This window comes from Bradyrhizobium sp. 21 (assembly GCF_023073335.1).
Taxonomy (GTDB): Bacteria; Pseudomonadota; Alphaproteobacteria; order Rhizobiales; family Xanthobacteraceae; genus Bradyrhizobium.
The window spans coordinates 411,701-435,099 of record NZ_JADPJG010000006.1 but is presented as its reverse complement, the minus strand read 5'-3'; the positions used below and the strand labels follow the sequence as shown (position 1 = coordinate 435,099).

At 65.2% G+C, this 23,399-nt stretch carries 20 protein-coding genes and 1 pseudogene; 11 read left to right on the top strand and 10 right to left on the bottom strand.

Annotated elements, in window-relative coordinates; genetic code table 11:
• Positions 1 to 93: 93 nt before the first annotated feature.
• From IVB31_RS11845 to IVB31_RS11835, 3 genes are all read left to right on the top strand, one after another.
• Positions 94 to 513 (top strand): metalloregulator ArsR/SmtB family transcription factor, encoded by a 420-nt coding sequence (locus tag IVB31_RS11845; protein ID WP_247322130.1) that lies wholly within the window; start codon positions 94 to 96, stop codon positions 511 to 513.
• Positions 514 to 515: 2 nt separating this feature from the next.
• On the top strand, positions 516 to 1,007 hold the full coding sequence (locus IVB31_RS11840) for an SRPBCC family protein (RefSeq protein ID WP_247322060.1): 492 nt from the start codon (positions 516 to 518) through the stop codon (positions 1,005 to 1,007).
• A 206-nt stretch (positions 1,008 to 1,213) separates the two neighbouring features.
• A complete protein-coding gene (locus IVB31_RS11835) occupies positions 1,214 to 2,056 on the top strand; it encodes a hypothetical protein (protein ID WP_247322057.1) in 843 nt (280 codons plus the stop codon).
• A 4-nt stretch (positions 2,057 to 2,060) separates the two neighbouring features.
• On the opposite strand, the gene IVB31_RS11830 is transcribed toward IVB31_RS11835, so the two are convergent.
• Both IVB31_RS11830 and IVB31_RS11825 read right to left on the bottom strand, forming a co-directional pair.
• Entirely contained in the window at positions 2,061 to 2,723 is a 663-nt protein-coding gene (locus IVB31_RS11830; RefSeq protein ID WP_247322054.1) for a response regulator transcription factor, read from the bottom strand.
• Positions 2,720 to 4,105, bottom strand: a complete 1,386-nt coding sequence (locus tag IVB31_RS11825) for a HAMP domain-containing sensor histidine kinase (protein WP_247322052.1) — start codon at positions 4,103 to 4,105, stop codon at positions 2,720 to 2,722. Before IVB31_RS11825 ends, IVB31_RS11830 begins: the two co-directional genes overlap by 4 nt.
• 188 nt (positions 4,106 to 4,293) lie before the next feature.
• Between IVB31_RS11825 and IVB31_RS11820 the strand changes: the two genes are divergently transcribed.
• Positions 4,294 to 5,175, top strand: coding sequence for a DUF3280 domain-containing protein (locus tag IVB31_RS11820; protein ID WP_247322050.1), 882 nt, complete (start codon positions 4,294 to 4,296; stop codon positions 5,173 to 5,175).
• On the opposite strand, the gene IVB31_RS11815 is transcribed toward IVB31_RS11820, so the two are convergent.
• Genes IVB31_RS11815 through IVB31_RS11805 form a run of 3 tightly spaced genes read right to left on the bottom strand, consistent with a single transcriptional unit; the run spans position 5,172 to position 8,209 of the window.
• Positions 5,172 to 6,203, bottom strand: coding sequence for an L-idonate 5-dehydrogenase (locus tag IVB31_RS11815; protein WP_247322047.1), 1,032 nt, complete (start codon positions 6,201 to 6,203; stop codon positions 5,172 to 5,174). The genes IVB31_RS11820 and IVB31_RS11815 overlap by 4 nt on opposite strands.
• Positions 6,204 to 6,229: 26 nt before the next feature.
• A complete protein-coding gene (locus IVB31_RS11810; RefSeq protein WP_247322044.1) occupies positions 6,230 to 6,997 on the bottom strand; it encodes an SDR family oxidoreductase in 768 nt (255 codons plus the stop codon).
• A 12-nt stretch (positions 6,998 to 7,009) separates the two neighbouring features.
• Positions 7,010 to 8,209: a mandelate racemase/muconate lactonizing enzyme family protein gene (locus IVB31_RS11805; RefSeq protein ID WP_247322042.1), complete on the bottom strand. Its 1,200-nt coding sequence runs from the start codon at positions 8,207 to 8,209 to the stop codon at positions 7,010 to 7,012.
• A 196-nt stretch (positions 8,210 to 8,405) separates the two neighbouring features.
• Here IVB31_RS11805 and IVB31_RS11800 point away from each other — a divergent pair, with 196 nt between their 5' ends.
• Both IVB31_RS11800 and IVB31_RS11795 read left to right on the top strand, forming a co-directional pair.
• A complete protein-coding gene (locus IVB31_RS11800; protein WP_247322041.1) occupies positions 8,406 to 9,170 on the top strand; it encodes a GntR family transcriptional regulator in 765 nt (254 codons plus the stop codon).
• 25 nt (positions 9,171 to 9,195) lie between these two features.
• Complete coding sequence (locus IVB31_RS11795) at positions 9,196 to 10,560, top strand: MFS transporter (protein ID WP_346730864.1); 1,365 nt, start codon at positions 9,196 to 9,198, stop codon at positions 10,558 to 10,560.
• A gap of 66 nt (positions 10,561 to 10,626) precedes the next feature.
• Here the strand turns inward: IVB31_RS11795 and IVB31_RS11790 are convergent, their stop codons facing one another.
• From IVB31_RS11790 to IVB31_RS11775, 4 genes and pseudogenes are all read right to left on the bottom strand, one after another.
• Positions 10,627 to 11,877 carry an arsenic transporter gene (locus tag IVB31_RS11790; RefSeq protein ID WP_247322038.1) on the bottom strand — a complete coding sequence of 417 codons (1,251 nt, stop codon included), beginning with the start codon at positions 11,875 to 11,877 and terminating at the stop codon, positions 10,627 to 10,629.
• A gap of 25 nt (positions 11,878 to 11,902) precedes the next feature.
• Positions 11,903 to 13,197, bottom strand: a pseudogene (locus IVB31_RS11785) (MFS transporter).
• A 67-nt stretch (positions 13,198 to 13,264) separates the two neighbouring features.
• Positions 13,265 to 13,705, bottom strand: coding sequence for an EamA family transporter (locus tag IVB31_RS11780; protein ID WP_247322036.1), 441 nt, complete (start codon positions 13,703 to 13,705; stop codon positions 13,265 to 13,267).
• 150 nt (positions 13,706 to 13,855) lie between these two features.
• Entirely contained in the window at positions 13,856 to 16,333 is a 2,478-nt protein-coding gene (locus IVB31_RS11775; RefSeq protein WP_247322035.1) for a PAS domain S-box protein, read from the bottom strand.
• A 201-nt stretch (positions 16,334 to 16,534) separates the two neighbouring features.
• Here IVB31_RS11775 and IVB31_RS11770 point away from each other — a divergent pair, with 201 nt between their 5' ends.
• The 4 genes from IVB31_RS11770 (at position 16,535) to IVB31_RS11755 (ending at position 21,142) form a co-directional block, all read left to right on the top strand.
• Positions 16,535 to 17,629, top strand: coding sequence for a putative zinc-binding peptidase (locus IVB31_RS11770; RefSeq protein ID WP_247322032.1), 1,095 nt, complete (start codon positions 16,535 to 16,537; stop codon positions 17,627 to 17,629).
• 187 nt (positions 17,630 to 17,816) lie between these two features.
• The gene (locus tag IVB31_RS11765; RefSeq protein WP_247322029.1) at positions 17,817 to 19,832 is read left to right on the top strand and encodes an acetyl/propionyl/methylcrotonyl-CoA carboxylase subunit alpha; all 2,016 of its coding nucleotides are present in this window, start codon (positions 17,817 to 17,819) and stop codon (positions 19,830 to 19,832) included.
• A gap of 147 nt (positions 19,833 to 19,979) precedes the next feature.
• On the top strand, positions 19,980 to 20,846 hold the full coding sequence (locus IVB31_RS11760) for an isocitrate lyase/PEP mutase family protein (protein ID WP_247322026.1): 867 nt from the start codon (positions 19,980 to 19,982) through the stop codon (positions 20,844 to 20,846).
• Positions 20,843 to 21,142 carry an acylphosphatase gene (locus tag IVB31_RS11755; protein WP_247322024.1) on the top strand — a complete coding sequence of 100 codons (300 nt, stop codon included), beginning with the start codon at positions 20,843 to 20,845 and terminating at the stop codon, positions 21,140 to 21,142. The genes IVB31_RS11760 and IVB31_RS11755 overlap by 4 nt, the downstream gene beginning before the upstream one ends.
• Positions 21,143 to 21,175: 33 nt before the next feature.
• Here the strand turns inward: IVB31_RS11755 and IVB31_RS11750 are convergent, their stop codons facing one another.
• A complete protein-coding gene (locus IVB31_RS11750) occupies positions 21,176 to 22,693 on the bottom strand; it encodes a PAS domain-containing sensor histidine kinase (protein ID WP_247322021.1) in 1,518 nt (505 codons plus the stop codon).
• 146 nt (positions 22,694 to 22,839) lie between these two features.
• On the opposite strand from IVB31_RS11750, the gene IVB31_RS11745 reads away from it, so the two are divergent.
• On the top strand, positions 22,840 to 23,397 hold the full coding sequence (locus IVB31_RS11745; RefSeq protein WP_247322018.1) for a MarR family transcriptional regulator: 558 nt from the start codon (positions 22,840 to 22,842) through the stop codon (positions 23,395 to 23,397).
• The last annotated feature ends 2 nt before the right edge of the window (positions 23,398 to 23,399 follow it).

The following is a 23,399-nucleotide window of genomic DNA, read 5'->3' as shown; positions in this document are numbered from 1 at the left end:
TTGCTCCATCTGGGCTACCGCTCGGCAAATGTTACTTATCTTACTGGCTAACAATTGTTGACGCGCGATGATGGCCGCCCTATAGTTAGCTTTATGGCTAACCAATTATCCCTCGATCAGGTCTTCTCCGCACTCGCCGATCCCACAAGGCGGGCGATCGTGATGCGCCTCTGCGCCGGCGAGGCGTCGGTCGGCGAGCTCGCCGATCCCTTCGAGATGGCGCTGCCGAGCCTCATGAAACACATCCACGTGCTGGAGACGAGTGGGCTCGTTCAGTCCGAAAAATCCGGACGGGTGCGGACCTGTCGTCTCAGCCCGGACGGGCTTGTGGGCGCGGAGGACTGGTTCCAGCAGCAGCGCGCGATCTGGGAGGCGCGGCTCGACCGCTTCGAAGCCTACGTGATGAAGCTCAAGAAAGAGAAGGAGAGGGCGGCCGCCAAGCGACCGCCCAAGCTAGGCAACAAGCCAGGCAACAAGACGATCAACAAGACAGCCAAACGGAAAGGTTCCTGACGATGACGAATTCTGCCAATCCCGCCTTGTCGCAATGGTCGCTCGACCGCGAGATCGTGATGTCGCGCGTGATCGACGCGCCGCGCGAACTGGTATTCGAGGCATGGTCCGACCCGAAACATCTGCCGCAATGGTTCGGGCCGAAGGGATTCAAGATCGAGACCTTCGAGATCGACGTGCGCGTCGGCGGCGTCTGGCGCTTCAACATGATCGGCCCCGACGGCACCGTCTATCCGAACCGCATGCGCTTCCGCCGCATCGAGCGGCCGTCGCTGATGGAGATGGACCACGGCACCGACCAGGACGACGATCCCGGCATGTTCCGCTTCACGCTCACGTTTGCCGAGCAGAGCAACGGCAAGACCGTGCTGATGATGCGGCAACTGGCGTCGAGCACCGCGCAGCGCGACGGCATGATCAATTTCGGCGCCGTCGAATACGGCTACCAGACGCTGGACAAGCTCGCGGCCTATGTTGCGGGGATGAAGACATAAGTTCCCGCGCAATTCCGGGGCACCTCGACGAGGTGACCCCGGGATAGGCTCCGAGAACGATTGGAGCGCTGATCGCTTTCGCCGAATATGACAGCGCGCAGCGCAATTATGACAGCGGTGTCACGCAGATTTTTGTCGCCTCACGTCACCATATTATGACAGAATTGCTACCAGTAGATGTCATATCGGTTACGACGGAGCGATTCATGTTGCAGTGGCAGGCGCGGACAAATCCCCTCGCGTGGTGGTGGGGGTCCCTGACGCTTGTCAGTGCGGCCAATATCCTCGTCTGGTTCATGCTGTACCGCGAGTTCTACCCGACGCCCGCGGGCAGCATCAGTGGCGGCTCCGATATCGGGCTGATGTTCCTGCTCTGCGCGGGCTATGTGTTCGGCTGCGCGTTCCGTTCGTTCCTGCCGCGCGCCGACGTGCAGCGCATCTGCCTGTTCGACACCTGGCTCTCCAGCGTCTTCGTCGGCCGCACGGTCGCGACGGTGGCCGAGCTGTGCTTCGTCGCGCAATGGGCGATCATCCTGCATCAGCTCGGTCAGATGACGGGCGCGGAGACCGCGGTGAACGTCGCGCTGGTGATCGTGCCGATCATCATCATCGCGGAGTGCTTCTCCTGGTACGCGGTGGTGACCACCAACTTCCTCTTCAACGCGATCGAGAACTCGCTGTGGGCGGTGACCTTCTTCCTCGCGGGCATCGCGCTGTGCCGGCTGATGCCGGAATTCCAGGGACCGGTGCGGTTGGCATTGATTGCCGGCATCGTCGGCATCGCCTGCTTCCTGGCCTTCCTCGTCACCGTCGACGTGCCGATGTATCTCAGCCGCTGGCGGGCAGGACACGCCGAGGGCAACAGATTGCTTGGCTTCCTCGAAGGCCTGCATGACGTCGCCACGCGGTGGGTCGTGACCCACGACATCGCGCATTGGAAGGGCGAGCTGACCTGGATGTTCCTTTATTTCACCGCCGCGGTATGGTCGAGCCTGGCGCTGTGCGCTCTCTATGCGATGGAAGGTTATCTCACGCGCTATCTCGCCTGAGCGATCAGGCCTCGCCGAGATCGACCTCCGTCAAAATCCCCTGGCGCAGCGCCAGCCGGACCAGCTCGATGTCGGAGCTGACGCCGAGCTTGTCCTTGATCAGGGAATGCAGGTTCGCCACCGTCTTCGGGCTGACATGGAGCGTCTCGGCGATCTCCTCCGTCGTGTTCTCGGCGAGCAGCAGGCGCATCACCTCGAACTCGCGGGGCGTCAGCACGTCGGCGGCCGAGCTTTCGCCACCGAGCCGGCTCAGCGCCAGCTCATGGTCGATGTCGGGGCTGATGGCGATCTTGCCGGCGAGCACGTCCATCACCGCGCGCACCAATGTCTCCGGCGGACTGGTCTTGGTGACGTAGCCCCTGGCGCCGGCGCGGATCGCCTGCACGGCAAAGCCGGCATTCTCATGCATGGTGAAGACGAGGATTCGTGCCGCCTTGTCCCATTGCCTGATCCGCCTGACGGCCTCGATGCCGCCGATGCCGGGCATGCTGAGATCCATGATGACGAGATCGGGCGCCTCGGATTTGTACAGCCGGTAGGCCTCGGCGCCGTCGGCGGCTTCGGCGATGACGCGCAATCCCGGCTGCTTCTGCAGCACGGAGCGATAGCCCTCGCGGACGACGGAATGGTCGTCGACCAGCAAAATGGTCGCGCCGGCCGCGCTCATGCGGCGCGCTCCAGCGGCGGCCGATCGGCGGCTGCGAGCGGAATGACCACGCGCAATGCGGAGCCGCCGTTCGGCGCGGCCTCGAAGCTCAATTGGCCGCGCAAGGCTGCGACGCGCTCGCGCATGCCGAGCAGGCCCATCCCGGATTTTGCCGCGGGATCGTGCGATCGTCCGTCATCGTCGATCGCAAGCGCGATCTCGCTGGCCACCATCGTCAATTCCAGGCTCACCTTGGTGGCGCCGGCATGCTTGGCGGCATTGGTGAGCGCTTCCTGCACGATGCGGTAAAGGCTGGCGCTGATCGTGGCCGGCAGCGTCGCGAACGCGCCGTCGAATCGGATCGTGAAGCGCGTCGCGCCACGGCTGCGGCCGTTCCAGCCCGCGACCAGGCCTTCGAGGCTGGCCACGAGCCCGAGCTCCTCGACGTCAGGCGGCCGCAGCCGGAACAGCGTTCCGCGCAGCGTCTCCATCATGCCGGTTGCGGTTCGCGCGATGCCGTCGCATTCGCCCAGCAGGGAAGGGCACTCCTGCGCGGCGGTCTGGCGGGCGGAGGCGGCGAGCGCGCGGATGGCGGCGAGCGACTGGCCGAACTCGTCATGCAGCTCGCGCGCGAGATAGCGGCGCTCCTCGTCCTGGAGCGCGATCAGCTTCCGCGTCAGCTCGCTGCGTTCGGCCAGCGCATTGTCGAGGCTTTCGGCGAGATGGTTGAAGACGTCGCGGATGGCGGAGAGCTCGGCGAGATCGAACGGCGGCAGCCGCGTGGTGAGATCGTTGGCGGCGATCCGCTCGAGGCCGCTGCGGATCATGCGGGTGGGGCGCAGCGCGCGCGACAGCGCGGCGTAGACCAGCGCACAGAGCAGCGGCAGCGCGATCGCCAGCGCGATCATCAGGCGGCCGGCCTCATGCCAGGCGTCCGCCGTCTGCACGGCCGGATCGACCGAGACCACGGTTTCGCCAAGCTTCGCGCCGCGCACGATCACAGGCCGCGCCGCCTCGCGGCCAGGGTCGAACAGGCTGCCATAGAAGGCCACGAAGGCCTGCGGTGGCGGGCTCGTCGGGATGGGGGCGCCACTACAGAACCGCTGAAGGAACTCACCGCTCGTGCCGCGGAACGCCAGACACAGGCCGGGCGTCATCACATAGGCCGAAACGGGATCGAGGTTGGGAAAGTCCGAACGCGGGTTGGCCACCCACTGGATCTTGCCCTGTTGCAGCTCCAGCGTCTTCGCCACGATGGCGGCGATATCGTCGAGGCGCGCATGCGCCGCGCGGTCGGCCGTGATCAGGAAATAGGCGGAGATCGCGGCGAAGCAGGCGGCCGATATCGCGGCCACGCGCAACGTCAAACGGACCTTGAGATCGAACCTCGGGCGGTTCCACATCGGCGGGCACCTGGCGCGAACGGAATTGTCGCGCCCGCATTAGACGGCAGAACGCCAGCGGCGGAAAGCGCCACGCATAGTGCGGTGCAATGTCGTGAAATTTTCCCGGCGCTTGCCGGGACGACGACTGCTGCATGGCCTGATTCCGCCATCCAGATTACGGCGCCGCTCCAACATATGAGGCCCGCATGCGCCGCCCCCGGTTGATCCTGTCTGCATTTCTCCTCCTCCTTCCCGCGGCCTGTTCGCCGGCAGGCGCCGAGACCGCCATTGGCGTTGCCATGGACGATTTCAGTTATACTGATACGTCGGCCGAGCCGGCCAACCAGACCGCCGCCCACGAGCGCCGGCTGTCGGCGTTCATGGCCGCGCTCAGACGGGATATCGGCGCGGACCAGCGCTACCGGCTCATGGCGTCTGCCCAGGACGGGGCGGGGTTCAAAGTCATCGGCGGCATCCAGAAGACAAGCACGCTGGTGCAATGGGCCAAGGTCGCCGTGATCGACGTCGTTGCCAAAAAGATCGTGATGGACAAGCTCTACACTTTTCGCGGCGACAATGATGAATCATGGGAGCGCGCCGAGAGCTTCGTGTCGCGCGAGGTCATGGCCGCGCTCGGCACGCCCGCGCCGATCGCGCTTGCGGTGTTTGAATTCGAGCTCGATGACAATACTGCCGCGTCGGCCGCAGGGCCCGCAGCCGCGGATGCGTCTTATCTGGCCGAGGTTACTGGCAGCGTTCGCGAGGCGCTGGGCCAATCCGGGCGCTACCGGATCGTCGACGTCGGCAGCGCGAGCGGGGAGGCAGCGAAGGCGCGCGCCTTGCGCGATTGCGATGGCTGCGAGGCGGCGATCGCGCAAAAGCTCGGCGCCGATCAGTCGCTGATCGGCGTGGTGCGGCGGGTCAGCCGCACCGAATACACGCTCGGCTTCCAGGTGCGCGATGCCAGGACCGGCGCGGTGCTCGCACGCGGCGACAGCGGCCTGCGCCTGGGCGCGGACTATTCGTGGAAGCGGGGCGCGGTGCGGCTGGTCAGCGACCGGCTGATCGAGAGCCGGGCGCAGCCCTAGAACGTCAGCTGCACCTTCATCGACTGCGAGCGGTCGCTGGCGAGCTCGAATGCGGCGACCGCGTTCTCGAACGGCATGGTCGCCGTGATCAGCGGCTTGACGTCGATCAGGCCTTCGCCCATCAGCCGCACCGCAAGCTCGAATTCGGGATCGAAGCGGAAGGTGCCGCGGAGCTGCAATTCCTTGGCGACGATGGAATTGATCGGCAGCGTCATCTCGCCGCCGAGGCCGAGCTGCACCAGCGTCGCGCCGGGCCTGAGCACGTCGAGCGCGGTGCGCAGCGCAGCCTGGTTGCCCGAGGCTTCGAACAGCGTGTCGAACACACCCTTGCCGGCGCGCCAGGGATCGAGCGCCGTGGCGTTGGCCGCGACATTGATGGCGTGCGTGGCGCCGAGCTGCCGGGCGACCGCAAGCGGCGCGTCGGCGACATCGGTGACCACGATCTCGGCGGCGCCGCCGAAGCGCGAGACCAGGATCATCAGCGCGCCGATCGGGCCGCAGCCGGTGATCAGCACGCGCTTGCCGAGCAGGGGACCGGCCTGCTTGCCGGCATGCAGGCACACCGCGAGCGGCTCGGCGACCGCGGCTTCCGCCAGCGACAGCTTGTCGGCGATCGGCACGGCCTGCGTCGCATCGACCGTGATGAACTCGCGAAAACCGCCTTGCACATGGGGAAAGCGCATCGCGCTGCCGAGGAAGCGCATGTCGAGGCACTGGTTGCGCATGCCTTCCTGGCAATGCAGGCACTGGCCGCACGGCTTGCTCGGATTGACCGCGACGCGAGTGCCCGGCTTCACGCCGGTGACGCCGTCACCGACATCCGCGACCACGCCGGCGATCTCGTGCCCCAGCGCCATCGGCTGCTGGATGCGCACGACGCCGAAGCCGCCGTGATGATAATAGTGCAGATCGGACCCGCAGATGCCGCCATTGGCGATCTTGACGCGGACTTCACCCGGGCCGGGCGCGGGATCCGGATAGAGGTCGACCCGCAGATCCTTCGGGGCGTGAATGACGACGGCGCGCATGGCTTGTTCCCTCAGCGTTTCGCCGATCACATCGCGGCGATCATGCCGCCATCGACATAGATGATCTGGCCGTTGACGTAAGTTGAGGCTTCGGACGCCAGGAAGATCGCAGCGCCCACCAGCTCGTCCGGCCGGCCCCAGCGTTTCGAGGGGACGCGGCCCATCAGCCAGTTGTTGAAGTCGGTGTTGTTGACCAGCGCCTCGTTCATGTCGGTCAGCATGTAGCCGGGGCCGATCGCGTTGGCCTGGATGCCGTGCTGGGCCCATTCCACCGCCATCGAGCGGGTCAGGTTCTTGATGCCGCCCTTGGCGGCCGTGTAGGGCGCAATCGTGGGCCGCGCCAGCTCGCTGCCGAGCGAGCCGATATTGATGATCTTGCCGTGCTTGCGCGGGATCATGCGCTTGGCCGCCTCGCGGCCGATCACGAAGGCGCTGGTGAGGTTGGTCTCGATCACCTTGCGCCACTCGTCGGTCGTGAACTCCACCAGCGGCTTGCGGTGCTGGATGCCGGCATTGTTGACGACGATGTCGACCGCCACGCCTTGTCTGTCGAAATCGTCGAACGCCGCGACGATCGCGGGCTCGTCGGTGACATTGAAGGCGGCGCCTTCGGCCTGATGTCCGGCGGCGCGAAATTCAGCCACGGCCTGTTCGACCCGCTTGGGATCGACGCCGTTGATGATCAGCTTGGCACCGGCCTTGGCCATGCCCTCGGCAATGGCCCGGCCGAGACCGCGGGAGGAGCCGGTCACGAGCGCGGTGCGGCCGGAAAGGTCGAAGAGGGCGGTGCTCATCTCGAGAAATCCTTAGGCGTTGGAGCGGCGCACGGTCAGATCGGAGCGGTCGAATACGGCGGGCAGAAGGTCGACGCCGAGGCCGGGTCCTTCCATCGGATAGACAAAACCGTCCTTGATCGTGGGCATGGTGGTGACGAGCTCATTGTACCAGCCCTTGTAGAAGGCGCGCACGGATTCCTGGATCAGCGTGTTGGGCTGGCTGAACGACATGTGGATGGCGGCGATGAAGCCGATCGGACCGATGCAGTCATGCGGCGCGAAGGGTCGGTGATAGGTCTCCGCCATTGCCGCGATCTTGCGGCCCTCGGTGAGGCCGCCGGTCCAGCACAGGTCCGCCATCACCACATGCATGGCGTCGCGGTCGAGCATGTCCTTGTAGGGGAAGCGCGAGCCCAGCGTCTCGCTGGCGCAGACCCAGACGTCGGTGGAGCGGGCGTATTCGGCCAGCGCCTGCGGCGAGTTCATCCGGATCGGGTCTTCGTACCAGGTCGGCTTGTAGGGCTCGAGCGCGCGGGCGATCTGTTTTGCTGTCGGCAGATTCCAGAGCGAATGGAGCTCGACCATGATCTCCATCTTGTCGCCGACCGCTTTGCGGATCTTCTCGAACGGCTCGATCGCCTGCTTCATCTGCGCGGCGGTGATGTAGAGGCCCTTGTTCTCCTGTGCCGCGGGATCGAACGGCCAGATCTTCATGGCGGAGATGCCGCTCTCCAGCAGGTTTTCGGCGAGCGCATCGGCGTGGTTCATGAAGCCATCGAGATCCTCATACGGACCTTTGGAGGCTCCGAGATTCCAGTTCGAGACCGGACTGATATTGGTCGAGCGGACATATTGGGTGCCGGCGCAGGTGTTGTAGATGCGTTGCTTGTCGCGGCAGAGGCCGCCGAGCATCTGGTGCACCGGCTGATTGCAGACCTTGCCGAACAGGTCCCACAGCGCGATGTCGATGGCCGAGGCCGCGCGATATTCGACGCCGGTGGACGACTGCGCCATCGGCAGGTTCAGCATGTCGCGATGGATTGCCTCGATGTGCAGGGGATTGCGGCCGAGCAGGCGGCCGGCAAAGGTGTCGTGGATCTGCGCCTCGACTGCGCCGGCGCCGTAGAAGGTTTCGCCGAGACCGATCATGCCCGTGTCGGTATGAACGCGCACCCAGATGACGTTGGAGAATTCTTCGGTGCGCAGCGTCTCGATCGACGTGATTTTCACGGCAGTTCTCCTCCCATCACAGGCGCCTCGCGCCGTCTCGTTTTATGCCGCGCCGCAACATGTTGCGGGCACGCGCGAGTCTTACGCCCGCTTGTAATATATCACAACATGTTTTAGGGATATCACAAACGAGGCGCTGCCCTGCAACCAAGGCGCTGCCCTGCAAGGACGGCGCGGGCTGACGGGAGAGGACGACATGGCAACGCGCAAGCGCGCGCTCGAGGTGGTGAGGACCGACGACGGCGAGGGCAAGCCCTCGCGGCGCAATCGCCTCAACTTCTTCGAGCTGGCCTATCAGAAGATCGAAGAGCTCCTCGTCCATTGCGAGCTCAAGCCCGGCCAGTTCATGACGATGCTGGAATTGCAGCACATCACCGGCTTCGGCCGTACACCGGTGCATCACGCCGTCAATCGTCTCTCCGCCGACACGCTGATCATCATCCGGCCGCGCCACGGTCTGCACATTGCGCCGATCGATCTGGCCCGCGAGCGCATGCTGCTGGCCTTGCGCCGTGACATGGAGCGCTTCGTGGTCCGGCTCGCGGCCGATCGCGCCAGCCTCTCGCACCGCAATCAGGCGCTGCACATCGAGCGTCTCTTGCGCGAGCGCCGCGCCACTCTGACCCTCGACGAATTCAACAATATCGACCGCCGCATCGATGCGCTGGTGCTGGAGGCGGCGGGCGAGCCGTTTCTGGTGCACACGCTACGGCCGTTGCACACGCTGTACCGGCGCATCGGCTACATCCACCACCGTTTCATGCCGGGACAGGCCGAGTTGGCGGGCACGATCGACCGTCACCTCGCCATTCTCGCCGCGGTCGCCGGCCGCCGCGCCGAGGACGCGGTGAAGGCGAGCGATGCCCTGATCGACTACATGGGCGAGATGTTCACGGGCATGGAGGTGGGGATCGACCCCCGCCTGCTCGATTGCAGCATCGAACCGCTGCTCGGCCCGTAAAAGAGTTTTGAAGAGAGGACCAAAGATGTCAACGATGGCGATGCCAGAACCGACCGCGAGCGAAGCCGCGGTCCGCTACCTCATCACGAACTACAGTCCCAAGGGCAACAAGGTCGGCTGGCTGATGATGGCCTCGATCCTGGTCGAGGCCTGGGACCTCTATTCAATCGCCTTCGTGCTGATCTTCATCAAGGAGCAGTACAATCCCGATCCGCTGATGCTGGGTCTCGCCGCCGCCGGTACGCAGGGCGGCGCCCTGATCGGCGCGCTGCTCGGTGGCTGGCTCTCGGACAAGATCGGCCGCCGCGTCATGTTCCTGGTGACGATGGTGATGTTCATCGTGCTGGCGTTGGCGCAGGCCTTCGTGCCGAATGTCACCTGGCTGATCGTGATCCGTTTCCTGCTCGGCATTCCGCTGGGGTCCGACATCTCGACCGGCTACACCTACATCATGGAATCCATGGCCAAGGGCGAGCGCGAGGTCATGGGCAACCGCTGGCAGTTCATGTTCGCGGTCGGTGAAGTCCTCACCATCGGCGTCATCGTCATCTTCCTGCTGCTCGACATCCACCACGAAACGCTATGGCGGGTGACGCTCGGTCTCGGCGCGTTGCCGGCGCTGATCATCCTGATCATGCGCCATGACGTGCCGGAGACGGCGGTGTGGCTGGTGCAGAAGGGACGCTACCGCGAGGCCAAGAAGGTCGCGCGCGAGATGTTCAACGACGATCTCGCCATGCTGCCGGATCAGGACGTGGTGATGCCGAAGGTCAGCACCAGTGCCTTTATCGCCGACCTCAGGAAGGATCCGATCCGCTGGCGCGCCACGATCTACGGCTGGATCGCCTGCTTCGCGCAAGCCAGCGAATTCTCGACCTTCGCGTTCTACCTGCCGGTGCTCTTTGTCATGGTCGGCGTGTCGAGCGTGCTCGGCATCAATCTGGTGACGATGGCGCTGTTCTCCTTCGCTGCCGTGTCGGGCTGGGTCGGTCCGCTGCTGACGCCGAAGATCGGCCATCGCGGCATCTCGATCGCGGGCTTCTCGATCGTGCTGGTCTCGCTGCTGGTCGCGGCCTTCGCGCTCTACACCGGCAACAAGGTCCTGCTGCCGTTCGCGGCCGCCGCCATGCTGTGGGGCCATTATTGGGACGCGTCGAACTGCATGACGATCCCGACCATGGTCGCCAAGCCGAAATATCGCGGCACCGCCAGCGGCTTCGCCTACATGTTCGTGAAGCTGCCGTCGTTCCTGGCGATCTTCCTGTTCCCGACCGTGTTCGCTGCGATCGGGCAGGCGAACGCCACGCTGATGGTCGCGATCTTCCCGCTGATCGGATTGCTCGCGGCCATCTTCATCCTGCCGGAAGTCTACGGCTACGAGAACGACTAGGGCATGATCCGGAAAACTGCGAAGCGGTTTTCCGAAAAGATCATGCTCAAACAATAGTAGCGCGCGCTACCTGATCGCGGCGGCCAAGGCCGCGATCAGGGCCGGCGGCGTCACCAGCATGCCGAGCTTGAGGAACGGCCAGGCGCCGACCTCGATCTTCTCCCGCCGCAGCGCGACCAGCCACAGGATCGTGGCGAGCGAACCGGTCACCGACAGATTGGGTCCGAGATCGACGCCGATCAGGATGGCGCTGACGACCGGCGCGGGCAGATGATCGCTGGCGGCGACCGAGCCTGCAACGAGGCCGACGGGCAGATTGTTGGCGATATTGTCGGCGATCGCTGTGGCGATGCCGACGCTCCAGGCGGCCTTCGTCACGGATTGCCCGACGGCTTCATGCAGCAGCGCGCTGAGCTGCCCGATCACGCCGGTCTTGATCAGCGCTTCCACCATCACGAACAGTCCGCCGACCAGCGGCAGTACGCTCCAGGACACGCCGCGCAGCACGGGCAGCGGCGATTGCCGGCTGACCAGCAGCACGATCGCGGCCGTCACCACGCCGCAGATGAAGGTGGGCAAACCCAATTGCTTGTCCAGCGCGGAGGCCGTGACCAGGACGATTCCGATGGCGACGATGCCGATTGCCGTCAGCTTGCCGCCGCGGCCGAGTTGTGGGTGCGGCACACTGCGGGCGATGCTGTCCTCCTTCAGCGCGCGGTGCTGGGTCAGGCGCAGCACGACATAGGTGAGCAGAATCGAGGCCGCCGAGGGCAGGGCGAACAGGCGCAGCCATTCGGTGAGCTCAGGCATGTGCGCCCCGAACACGACGAGATTGGCCGGGTTGGAGATCGGCAGCACGAAGCTCGCGGCGTTGGCGATGAAGGCGCAGACGAACAGATAAGGCAGCGGCTTGGCGCCGGCTGCGCGCGTCGCGGCATAGACGGCGGGCGTCAGCACGATCGCGGTGGCGTCGTTCGAGAGCAGGACGGTGACCAGCGTGCCGACGATGTAGATCAGCAGGAACAGCCGCTGCGGTGAGCCGCCGGCATATTCCACCGCGAGCGCTGCGAGATAGTCGAACAGACCTTCGAGCCGCGCCAGCTCGGCGATCAGCATCATGCCGATCAGGAACAGATAGACATCGACACCCTTCTCGACGCCCGTCACCGCATCCCGCCACGGCAGCAAGCCGAGCAGCACCAGCGCGCCGGCGCCGAGCACGGCCCAGACTGCTTCCGGCAAGCGAAAGGGCCGGATGATGACGCCTGCGGTAGCAGCTACGATGATGCTCCAGGCCCAGATGGCGTCAGACGGCACGGTCACTCCTCGATGCGGAAATGCTTCATTCGGCAGCGATAGCGGAAGCCGCTTCCGCTGTCTTCCCCCGCGGGCGCGGACCGCCATCTGCGATTTGCCGCGTTTCGGGCAGCGCGACAAAACAGACGACGGCGCCGATTGCGGCCACCACACCGAGCGCAATGAACGCTGCACCGTAGCCCGCGCCAACCACGACGAAGCCCGCGAGCGTCGTCGACAGCGCCGCGCCGATGCTTTGGGCCGTGATCACGGCGCCTTGCGCGAGGTTGAAGCGGCCGGTGTTGCGCATGAGGTCGGCGACGATGACAGGGAAGATCGCGCCAAAAATGCCGGCGCCGACGCCGTCGAGAAGCTGCACGCCGACCAGCCAGAACGGATTGTCGGAGAGAGTGTAGAGGGCCCCCCGAAGCGGCAGGATCAGGAGCGCGGCGAGGAAGAAGCGCTTGTGGCCCCAGCGGTCGGCCTTCGCGCCGACTAGCATCGCGAACGGCACCATCACCAATTGCGCTGCAACGATGCAGGCCGACATCAGGCTGGTGCCCATGTTCTTGTCTTGCAAGGCGAGCTTTTGCCCGACCAGCGGCAACATGGCCGCATTGGCGAGGTGGAAGAGAGCGACACAGATCGCGAAGATGAGCAGGGGACGGCAGGTCAGGAGCACGCTCAGGCCGGAGGGCTGTTCGCCCTTGTCGGCGGCTTCCCCCTCGTGCAGCCCGCGGGCAAGATCGTGATCGATTGCCTTGGGGGGAATGGCGAGAATGCTGGCCAGGCTGGCGACCGCCATCGCGGCGAGAAGGTAAAACACGACGGTTGGCCCGAACCAGTAGGCGGAGAGTCCCGCCAGACCCGCTGCGACCGCATTGCCGGCGTGATTGAATGTCTCGTTGCGGCCGACCCTGCGGGTGAAGGCCGCATGGCCGAAGATGCCGAGCGAGACGGCGGCAATGGCCGGCGGGAAGATGACGGCCGCCGCCTGCGCGATGCCTTGCGAGATCGCGACCGGCAGGAAGCCCGGAAATAACCGCAGCGACAGCGAGGCGAATGTCACCATGAGGCGGCGGCGGCCATGACCAGCCGCTTGGCCCGCGTCGCATCGACCAGCGCACCGGCCGGCGTTTGTGCCACGATGCCCGCGATGGTCGCAATCGACATGACGAGCCCGATGCGCGCCTCGTCCCAATGCTGTTCGGTGAGGAGATAGACGGCGAGATAAGGGCCGAGTCCGTCGCGAACGTCGGCGAGGAAGAAGTTCACAGCATCCAGCGCGGGACCGGCACGCCTTGCCTGATCGGGGTTTTGGTTCGACGTCGATCTCTCGATCAAGGCCTAAATGCGCCCGGTAGCAACCGACGGGATGTCCGCCTGGTTCCGCGGATCGGAGCGCTCCTCAAAACTTGACCGCCAGCAGCACCGCGCCGGCGCCGATCATGGCGATGCCAACCCAGCCCTGTGCGGTCGGCCGCTCACCGAGAAAGGCGAAGGCGAAAAGCGCGACGAGCACGACGCTGAGCTTGTCGATCGGCGCCACCAGCGTGGCGGGGCCAAGCTTCAGCGCGCGAAAATAACAGAGCCAGGACGCACCGGTCGCAAGCCCCGACAGCCCCAGGAACAGCCAGGTCTTCGACGAGACTTCTGACGGCACGGCGAATTGCCCGGTGAAGAACAGTAGCACCGAGAACGCGACCAGCACCACGATGGTGCGGATGAAGGTGGCGAGGTCCGGATGGATGTTCTCGACGCCGACCTTGGCAAAGATCGCAGTCAGCGCCGCAAAGCAGGCGGAGAGCAGCGCCCAGGTCTGCCATGCCGAGAAGAGGGTGGATTTCATTTCATCGATGTCCGTTGTTTTCGACGGCGCACTAGCGCCGTCATTGCGAGCGCAGCGAAGCAATCCAGACTATCTCCGCGGAAAGATTCTGGATTGCTTCGCTGCGCTCGCAATGACGGAATGCAGGGCGGTAACTTACGACGATTACATTCACCGCGCCACCGACAGCTTCTCCGTGATCGCCTTGCGCAGGATGCGCGACAGCGATTCCACCGAATACGGCTTCTGGATCAGCTCGAAACCGCGATGGGCGTTCTCGGCGAGCACGTTGCTGTAACCACTGGTGAGCACGACGGGCAGGCCCGGATAGCGCTCGCGGATGATGCCGGCGAGCTCGACGCCATTCATGCCGGGCATGATGACGTCGGAGAAGACGAGGTCGACGGCGAACTCGTTCTCGCCGAGGATGGCGAGCGCCGCATTGGCGTTGGCGACGCGGCGGACGACATAGCCGAGATCCTCCAGGAGCTCGGTGGAGAAGCGACCGACCTCGTCATCGTCCTCCACCACGAGCACGCGATAGCCGCGCCCGGTGGTCGCGGCCTCGTAGGTCAGCGCCGTGGCCTCCTTGTCCGTCCCGGGGCTTTGCGCCTGCGGCAGATACATGGTGAAGGTCGCGCCTTCACCATGCGTGCTGGTCACGGCGATGTCTCCCTCGGACTGCTTTGCGAAGCCGAATGCCTGGCTCAGGCCGAGGCCGGTGCCCTTGCCGACCTCCTTGGTGGTGAAGAACGGCTCGAAGATGGCGTCGATGTTCTCAGGCGCGATGCCGCTGCCGGTGTCCGCGACCGAGATCGCGACATAGTCGCCGCCGCGCGCCGATTGCGCCCGCAGGCTCGGGATACCCTCGACCTGGCGCACGGCGATGGTGAGGCGTCCTTCGCCGTCCATGGCGTCGCGAGCGTTGATGGCGAGGTTGATCAGCGCCGTCTCGAACTGGGCGATGTCGGCGACAGTGAAGCAGTCGGCATCCTGAACCTCCACCGCGATTTCGATGCGGCCACCGACCAGCGGCCGGACCAGTTGCGCGACGCCCTCGACCTGGCTGCCGACGTTGAAGATCTGCGGTTTCAGCGGCTGCCGGCGCGCAAACGCCAGCAGCTGTGCGGTCAGTTTGGAGGCACGCTCGACGGTGTCGGAAATAGCGTCGACATAGCGGCGGCGGCGTTCCTCCGGCAGCTCGCGGCGGCGCAGGAAATCGGTGGCCGAACGGATGATGGTGAGAAGATTGTTGAAGTCGTGCGCGACGCCACCGGTGAGCTGGCCGATCGCCTCCATCTTCTGCGATTGCCGCAGCGCCTCCTCGCCGCGGCGTCTCTCGGTGATGTCGACGGCCTCGGGCACCGCGCCGGTGATGGCGCCGTGGCGATCGAGCACCGGGCGCATGCCGAACTCGAAATCGCGCTCGCCGACGGGAAGGCGCAGGCGCATCTCCAGCCGCACGGCTTCACCTTTGAGCACGGTATCGAAGGCCTCGCGCACCCGCGCGCTCATGCCCTCCGTCGCGCTGAACCAGGGGGTCTGCCACAACGGCTTGCCGATCACATCCGAAGAGCTCGCCTTGATGCCGTCGAGCGCGGTCTTGTTGGCGTAGAGCAATTCGCCCTCGAGATTGACCAGCCCCTGATACTGGTTGCTGGTCTCCAGGATCGCGCGCAGCCGCGCCTCGTTGGCTTCGAGCTCGGCGGTGCGCTCGGCGATGCGCTCTTCCAGCGTTTCGTTGAGCTGCCGCAGCTCGATCTCGGCCTGCTTGGCCCCGGTGATGTCGTGGGCGACGCCGATGAAGCCGATATGCCTGCCGGTCGGGTCCCAGCGCGGCTGCGATTCCGAGCGCAGCCAGCGCCATTCGCCGTCGGCGTTCTTGTAGCGGGCTTCCAGCACGAACGGTTTCAGCGACGCCTCACCCTGGACGGATTGCTGCAGCACATGCGGCAGGTCGTCCGGATGCAGCACCTTGCGCCAATCGAATGCGATGGCCTGGTCGTAGGGCAGGCCGACGAAATCGACATAGGCCTGGTTGGCGAAGGAGCGCGTGCGGTCGAGTTTCGTGACCCAGATCGGCACTGGCGCGCTGTCGGCGATCAGCCGAAAGCGCTCCTCGCTTTCGCGCAGGGTCTCGCGCACCAGCATCTGGTCGGTGATGTCGATATGGGCGCCGACGAGCCGGATGGCGCGCCCGTCGACGTCGCGCTCGATCTTGGCGACGACGCGGATCCAGCGGGTCTCGCCGTCGCTGGGACGGATGATGCGGTATTCGGCGGTGTAGTCCTCGCTGGGGCCGGACAGCGTATCGAAGAAGTGCTTCACCGCGGTGTCCCGGTCGTCGGGATGGATGCGATTGACCCAGTCCTCGTGCGACTCATGGGCGGCTTCCGACGGCAGGCCGTGGAGCATCAGATATTCCGGCGAACGGCGGTTCTTGAAGCCTTCGCGCAAGTCGACCTCGAGACCGCCGACCTTGCCGATGCGCTGGATCCGCGCCAGTTCGGCTTCGCGCTCCTGCAGCGCGCGATAGGCATCATCGCGCTCGCGCGCGACATCTTCGAGGTGCTGGCGCAGCCTTTCGGCGGCAATGGTCTCGGGCAAAGGATCGTTCAAGGCGTTGGCCGTTGTGATGCGTGAGCGCACGTGCCGGGCGGATATTCACACAGACGAAGCGTGATGGCCATTGCTCAAAAGGGAAATGAAAGCGCCACCGAATGCAGGTGGGTATAATGAACGCCGAATCTGGCTATTTGTTCCGAATACGGGAACGATGAGCCTGCGCGCGCGTATGTGCAAAGCGCCACAACTTTCATTCCCAAAACTCCTTTCTCAAGAGGCTAAATCTTGAAGCTCTTTGTCTGCCAGGCCTGCGGCAACGTCCTTTATTTCGAGAACCGCGCCTGCGAACGTTGCGGCCATCGCGTCGCGTTCCTGCCGGAGAAGGAGACGATGTCGGCGATCGAACCCGACGGGGAGGCTCAAGGTGGGACCTGGAGCACGCTGGCCAACAAGGGCGAAAGCCGCATGTTGTGCAGCAATGCCGAGTACGATTCCTGCAACTGGCTGACGGATGCCGATGATATCACCGGTTATTGCCGCGCCTGCCGCCACAACGGCATCGTGCCGGACCTGTCCGATCCGGTTCAGCTCGCCGGTTGGCGCGAGCTGGAGGTGGCGAAACACCGGTTGTTCTATTCCTTGATCCGCTGGAAGCTGCCGCTCCAGACCCGGCAGGACAATCCTGAACATGGCCTGATCTTCAATTTCCTCGCCGACGATCCGGACAGCGGGGAGAAGATCCTGACCGGCCATGACAACGGCCTGATCACGATCGCGCTGACCGAGACCGACGACATCGAGCGCGAGCGGCGCAGGCTCGAGATGGGCGAGCCCTACCGGACGCTGCTCGGGCATTTCCGCCACGAGGTCGGGCACTATTTCTGGGACGTGCTGGTGCGGGACGGCGGCAAGCTCGACGAATGCCGCGCCGTGTTCGGCGACGATTCCGTCGATTACGGACAGGCCTTGGAGCGCCACTATGCCGAAGGCGCCCCGCCGGACTGGCAGCAGAACTACGTCTCGGCCTATGCGACCACGCATCCCTGGGAGGATTTCGCAGAAACCTGGGCGCATTATCTGCACATCATCGACACCCTGGAGATGGCTGGCGAGTTCGGCATGGAGGTGCGTCCAAAGGTCGATCACGACGGAGAGTTGTCGACGCGCATCCGCTTCAACCCCTACGAGGCAAGGGACGTCGAGGCGATAGTCAACGCATGGTTGCCCTTCACCTTCGCCATGAACAGCGTCAACCGCGCCATGGGCATGCGCGACCTCTATCCGTTCATCCTCTCGCCTGCGGTGGTTGCCAAGCTGGGGTTCATTCACGAACTGGTCCGGAACGTCGCCAAGGACAATGCCAAGGCCGGGAAGCCGTAGGCCATCGCGTAGGCCATCCCAGGGGCTCGCAGGCCCCGTTTCGGTCTTGCGCTGGTACGCCGGAGGGCCCGGATTTTGACCGTTGCCTCCGGCCCATTTTGATGTACCACGGGAGCCACACGGCCCGTTCCCAGAGGTCCCAACGGCCAGGGAAGGGTCCCGCCCAAGGTCGAGACTCAAGAAAAGCATGTTCAAACGCATTCTGATCGCCAATCGCGGCGAAATCGCCTGCCGGGTCATCAAGACCGCTCGCCGCATGGGAATTCAGACGGTCGCGGTCTATTCCGAGGCCGACCGCGACGCCCTTCATGTCGAGATGGCCGACGAGGCCGTGCTGATCGGCCCGCCCGCAGCCGCCGAGAGCTATCTGGTGATCGAGAAGATCGTCGAGGCCTGCCGGAAGACGGGCGCTGAGGCCGTGCATCCCGGCTACGGCTTCCTCTCCGAACGCGAAGCGTTTCCGCGCGCGCTGGAAGCTGCCGGCATCGTCTTCATCGGCCCCAACCCGGGTGCGATCGCGGCGATGGGCGACAAGATCGAATCCAAGAAGGCGGCGGCAAAAGCCAAAGTCTCGACCGTGCCCGGCTATCTCGGCCTCATCGAGGACGACAAGCACGCGGTCAAGATCGCCGACGAGATCGGCTATCCCGTGATGATCAAGGCCTCCGCCGGCGGTGGCGGCAAGGGCATGCGCATCGCGCATTCGACGTCCGAGGTCGCGGAGGGTTTCAACCTCGCCAAGGCCGAGGCCAAGGCCTCGTTCGGCGACGATCGCGTCTTCGTCGAAAAGTTCATCGTCGATCCCCGTCACATCGAGATCCAGGTGCTGGGCGACAAGCACGGCAACGTCATCTATCTCGGCGAGCGCGAATGCTCGATCCAGCGCCGCAACCAGAAGGTCATCGAGGAGGCGCCGTCGCCGCTGCTCGACGAAGCCACCCGCCGCAAGATGGGCGAGCAGGCGGTCGCACTCGCCAAGGCCGTGAACTACGATTCCGCCGGCACCGTCGAGTTCGTCGCCGGCCAGGACAAGAGCTTCTTCTTCCTGGAGATGAACACGCGCCTCCAGGTCGAGCATCCCGTCACCGAGCTCGTCACCGGCGTCGATCTCGTCGAGCAGATGCTCCGCGTCGCCGCCGGCGAGAAGCTCGCCCTCACGCAGAAGGACGTCACGCTGACCGGCTGGGCGGTGGAATCGCGGCTCTATGCCGAAGATCCGTTCCGCAACTTCCTGCCCTCGATCGGGCGTCTGGTAAAATACCGGCCGCCGGCGGAAGTGAGCCTGGACGGCATCACCGTGCGCAACGACACCGGCGTGCAGGAGGGCGGCGAGATCTCGATCCATTACGATCCGATGATCGCCAAGCTCGTCACCCACGCGCCGTCGCGCGCGGCGGCAATCGAGGCGCAGGCGACCGCGCTGGATTCGTTCTATGTCGACGGCATCCGCCACAACATCCCGTTCCTCTCGGCCTTGATGCACCATCCGCGCTGGCGCGAGGGCAATCTCTCGACCGGCTTCATCGCCGAAGAATTCCCCAAGGGGTTTGCGGTGCGCGTGCCCGAGGGCAAGGTCGCGCGGCGGATCGCGGCGGTCGGCGCCGCCATCGATCACGTGCTCGGTGAACGCAAGCGGCAGATCTCGGGGCAGATCGGCGGCCGCATCGTGCAGCGCGAGCGTCGCCGCGCGGTCTGGCTCGATCGCCAGGAGATTCTGCTCGAGGTCGCGCGCGAGGGGGAGGCAATCTCCATCCGCTTCGTCGATGCCGACGGCAAGACCGGCAATGCGCATCTGCTGCAGTCGCCGTGGAAGCCGGGCGATCCGGTCTGGCAGGGCACCATCGATGGGCACGTCGTCGCGGTGCAGGCGCGCCCGATCGCCAACGGCATTCGTCTCGCGCACCAGGGCGTCGAGGTGCCGGTCTATGTCTGGACCGAAGCCGAAGCCGCCTCGGCCCGGCTGATGCCGGTGACCACGGCTGCCGACACTGGCAAGAAGCTGCTCTGTCCGATGCCGGGCCTCGTGGTCTCGATCGCGGTGATCGAAGGGCAGGAGGTCAAGGCGGGCGAGACGCTCGCCGTGGTCGAAGCCATGAAGATGCAGAACGTGCTGCGCGCCGAGCAGGACGGCACCGTGAAGAAGATCCACGCCAGCGCCGGCGCGACGCTGGCGGTGGACGCGCTGATCCTGGAGTTTGCGTAAAGCGCTCCGGAGCAACAGAAGTCCCTCACCCTGAGGAGCCGCGCTTGCGCGGCGTCTCGAAGGGCGAGGCCACCAGCCGGGCCTTCATCCTTCGAGACGCGCGCAAGAGCGCGCTCCTCAGGATGAGGAATTGAGAGTGAGGCAACCATGGCCTTTCGTTCCCGCCGCGAAAAACTGCGATCGATCCTGTCGGGCGGGACTTGCGTCCATCCCGGTTCGGTCTACGACGCCATCTCGATCCGCATCGCCGAGGATCTCGGTTTCCCCCTCGGCATGTTCGGCGGCTCGGTGGCCTCGCTCGCGGTGCTCGGCGACCCCGACATCACGCTGATCACGCTCACCGAGCTGGCCGAGCAGATGCGGCGGATGTCGCGCGCCGCGACGTTGCCGGTGCTGGTCGATGCCGATCACGGCTATGGCAATGCGCTCAACGTGCGCCGCACGGTGCAGGAGCTGGAGACGGCGGGCGCCGCCGGCCTCACCATTGAGGACACGCTGCTGCCGGCCGGCTTCGGCGAAGCGAAGACGCAGCTGATCTCGCTGGAGGAGGGCGTCGGCAAGATGAAGGCGGCACTCGACGGCCGCGGCGATCCCTCGCTCGTCATCGTGGGTCGCACCGGTGCGGCATCGATCACCTCGATCGAGGATGCAATCCGCCGCGCCAGGGCCTATGAAGCCGCCGGCGTCGATGCGCTGTTCTTCACCGGCATCAAGTCGCGCGCCGAGCTCGAGGCGGTCGCATCCGCGACGCACCTGCCGATCGTGCTCGGCGGTGCGCCGGACGAACTGAACGCGACCGACTATCTCACAAGCCAGCGCGTGCGCATCGCGCTTCAGGGCCATGCGCCGATCGCGGCGGCCACGCAGGCCGTCTACGAGACGCAGAAGGCGCTCCGTGACGGGACGGCGCCGAAGGCGCTCAAGGGCTTGCCGTCGGCGGAACTGACCAACCGCGTCATGCGCCAGGCCGACGTCAAGGCGCGCAGCGCCGATGTCCTCGGATTGAAAAAATGAGCCGGGCAATCCTTCAGGTCATGATCAGTGGCCGCGTGCAGGGCGTCGGCTATCGCGCCTGGGTCGAGTATCAGGCGACGAATTGCGGTCTCGAAGGCTGGGTCCGCAACCGCCGTGACGGCAGCGTCGAAGCGCTGTTCGCGGGACCGCCGAAGCACGTCGCCGACATGGTCGCGCTGTGCCGCCATGGCCCGCCGTCCTCGCGCGTGGACAGTGTCACCAGCGAGACCGCCGAGGTCGACGATTTGAACCTGCGAAGGGCAGGGGAGAAGTTCTCGGTTCTGCCGACGGTGTAACCGGTTCTTTCTGCGCAGCCAGCGAAGAACTCCTTACCTCGGCAGCTTCGAGATCGCCTCGCTCAATTCGTGGATCTCATACGGCTTGCGCAGGATCGGAAAGTCGCCGCGCACGCCGGCGGCGACGTCGCTGTAGCCGGTGGCGAGCAGGATCGGCAGGCCGGGGCGGATCTGGCGGAGGCGATGAGCGAGGCTGAGCCCGTCCATCTTGCCGGGCATGACGATGTCCGAGAACACGAAATCGACGCCGTTCTTCTCGATCTCACGCAACGCGGCCTCGGCGTCCGCAACCCGGCGCACCTGATAGCCGAGCTGCTCCAGAAGACCGATGCTGACGACGGCGACGTCCGGATTGTCCTCGACCAGCAGCACCGTGCCGCTGCCGTGGAACGCCGGTGCCTCCGCCGTCTCGCGCGATGGCGCGTCTTCTCCGCGCGGCAGGAGGAAGGTGAACGTCGTGCCCTTGCCGAGCTCGCTTGCGACCTTCACCGTGCCGCCGGCCTGATGGGCGTAGCCGTGCACCTGGGAGAGGCCGAGGCCGGTGCCCTTGCCGATCGGCTTGGTCGTGAAGAATGGCTCGAAGATCTTCTCGAGAACGTCGGAGGGAATGCCGAACCCGGTATCGGTAACGTCGATCGCGACGAAGTCGCCGGCGAGGGGCGGCTCGTCGAGCACGACATTGCGCGCCCCGATCGTCACCGTGCCTCCGTCGGGCATCGCGTCGCGGGCATTGATGACGAGGTTGAGCAGCGCGGTCTCGAGTTCGGAGACGTCGGTTCTGATCGGCCAGACGTCACGGCTGACGTCGAAGGCGAGCCGCACGGAGCTGCCCACGCCGGCATCGAGCACCTCGCGGATCGCGGCGATGCGGTCGGCGAAGTCGATCGCCTGCGGATTGACGCTCTGCCGCCGCGCAAAGGTGAGGAGCTGGTTGGTCAGCGCCGCGCCGCGCTTGGTGGCGGTCTCGATGGCCGAGATCGCGCGCTGAAGCTTGGCTTCGTCGGCCCCTCGCTTCAGCATGTGGAGGCTGCCGCTGATGATCATCAGGAGATTGTTGAAATCGTGGGCGATCCCGCCGGTGAGCTGGCCGAGCGCATCGAACTTCTGGGACTCGGCGAGCTGCTTCTGCATCGCCTCGAGCTTGATCTGCGTGTTGCGGCGCTCGGTGATGTCGCGCGTGATCTTGGCGAAGCCCACCAACGCACCGTCCTCGTAGATCGGATCGATCACGACGCTCGCCCAGAAGAAGGTGCCGTCCTTGCGGACGCGCCAGCCTTCCTCCTCGTAGCGGCCCTTTTCCCGCGCGATGCCGAGCGCACGGGCGGGCTTGCCGTTGGCGCGGTCGGTCTCGGTGTAGAAACGGGAAAAATGCTGGCCGAGGATTTCTCCGGGCGAATAACCCTTGATGCGCTCGCCGCCGATGTTCCAGCTGGTGATGGTCCCGGTGGGATCCAGCATGTAGAGGGCGTAGTCCGCAACTCCTTCAACCAACAGCCGGAAACTGCGTTCGCTCTCGAACAAGTCTCTCTGCTGCCTAAATTTTTCGACCATTCCGGGACCCCGCCTCGACGGGGACAAACGCGATAGTTGGCGGATTGTTCCCCGAGCTTGGAGCATTTTTAGGCAAATATCGAGCCCCGTATGCAGCTCGATCGAGCGGGCTTGACAAGGCAACGGTTGCGTCAGATATTTCTGTCATGACAGAAATAACCGGAAAGAAGAAACTTCCCGCCGCCGTCGAGCGCTTCATCCTGCATTGGGGCGACATGGGGGACGGATGGGGCGTCAATCGCTCGGTCAGCCAGATCCACGGTCTGCTCTACCTGGCCGAGGCGCCGATGACGGCCGAGGACATCGCCGACACGCTCGGCATGGCCCGCTCCAACGTCTCCAACTCGCTCAAGGAATTGCTCGCCTGGAACCTGATCCGGCGCGTCCCGATTCTCGGCGATCGCCGCGACCATTACGAGGCCGAGACCGACATCTGGGAGGTCGCCGCCAGAATCGCGGCGCGGCGCAAGGAGCGGGAGCTCGATCCGGCGATCACGGCGCTCAGGGCCTGCGTGTCCGATGCCGCCGACGATCCGACCATCAATCCGGTCGCGAGCAAACGGCTGAAGGAGATGCTCGCCTTCACCGAGCTCGCCGACCACTGGTTCATGCAGATGCTGAAGGTGCCGCGGCCGCGGCTGGCGGCCCTGATGCGGCTTGGCGAGAAGATCGCCAATTTACTGCCGCTGGGCAAAGCTAGATAGCG

Coding starts and splice junctions, on each gene's coding strand:
- IVB31_RS11755 (WP_247322024.1), top strand. CDS start 20,843: ATGAGCCGGGCAATCCTTCAGGTCATGATCAGTGGCCGCGTGCAGGGC.
- IVB31_RS11820 (WP_247322050.1), top strand. CDS start 4,294: ATGCGCCGCCCCCGGTTGATCCTGTCTGCATTTCTCCTCCTCCTTCCC.
- IVB31_RS11835 (WP_247322057.1), top strand. CDS start 1,214: ATGTTGCAGTGGCAGGCGCGGACAAATCCCCTCGCGTGGTGGTGGGGG.
- IVB31_RS11815 (WP_247322047.1), bottom strand. CDS start 6,203: ATGCGCGCCGTCGTCATTCACGCCCCGAAGGATCTGCGGGTCGACCTC.
- IVB31_RS11795 (WP_346730864.1), top strand. CDS start 9,196: ATGTCAACGATGGCGATGCCAGAACCGACCGCGAGCGAAGCCGCGGTC.
- IVB31_RS11765 (WP_247322029.1), top strand. CDS start 17,817: ATGTTCAAACGCATTCTGATCGCCAATCGCGGCGAAATCGCCTGCCGG.
- IVB31_RS11830 (WP_247322054.1), bottom strand. CDS start 2,723: ATGAGCGCGGCCGGCGCGACCATTTTGCTGGTCGACGACCATTCCGTC.
- IVB31_RS11745 (WP_247322018.1), top strand. CDS start 22,840: ATGACAGAAATAACCGGAAAGAAGAAACTTCCCGCCGCCGTCGAGCGC.
- IVB31_RS11750 (WP_247322021.1), bottom strand. CDS start 22,693: ATGGTCGAAAAATTTAGGCAGCAGAGAGACTTGTTCGAGAGCGAACGC.
- IVB31_RS11825 (WP_247322052.1), bottom strand. CDS start 4,105: ATGTGGAACCGCCCGAGGTTCGATCTCAAGGTCCGTTTGACGTTGCGC.
- IVB31_RS11760 (WP_247322026.1), top strand. CDS start 19,980: ATGGCCTTTCGTTCCCGCCGCGAAAAACTGCGATCGATCCTGTCGGGC.
- IVB31_RS11845 (WP_247322130.1), top strand. CDS start 94: ATGGCTAACCAATTATCCCTCGATCAGGTCTTCTCCGCACTCGCCGAT.
- IVB31_RS11780 (WP_247322036.1), bottom strand. CDS start 13,705: ATGAAATCCACCCTCTTCTCGGCATGGCAGACCTGGGCGCTGCTCTCC.
- IVB31_RS11840 (WP_247322060.1), top strand. CDS start 516: ATGACGAATTCTGCCAATCCCGCCTTGTCGCAATGGTCGCTCGACCGC.
- IVB31_RS11810 (WP_247322044.1), bottom strand. CDS start 6,997: ATGAGCACCGCCCTCTTCGACCTTTCCGGCCGCACCGCGCTCGTGACC.
- IVB31_RS11800 (WP_247322041.1), top strand. CDS start 8,406: ATGGCAACGCGCAAGCGCGCGCTCGAGGTGGTGAGGACCGACGACGGC.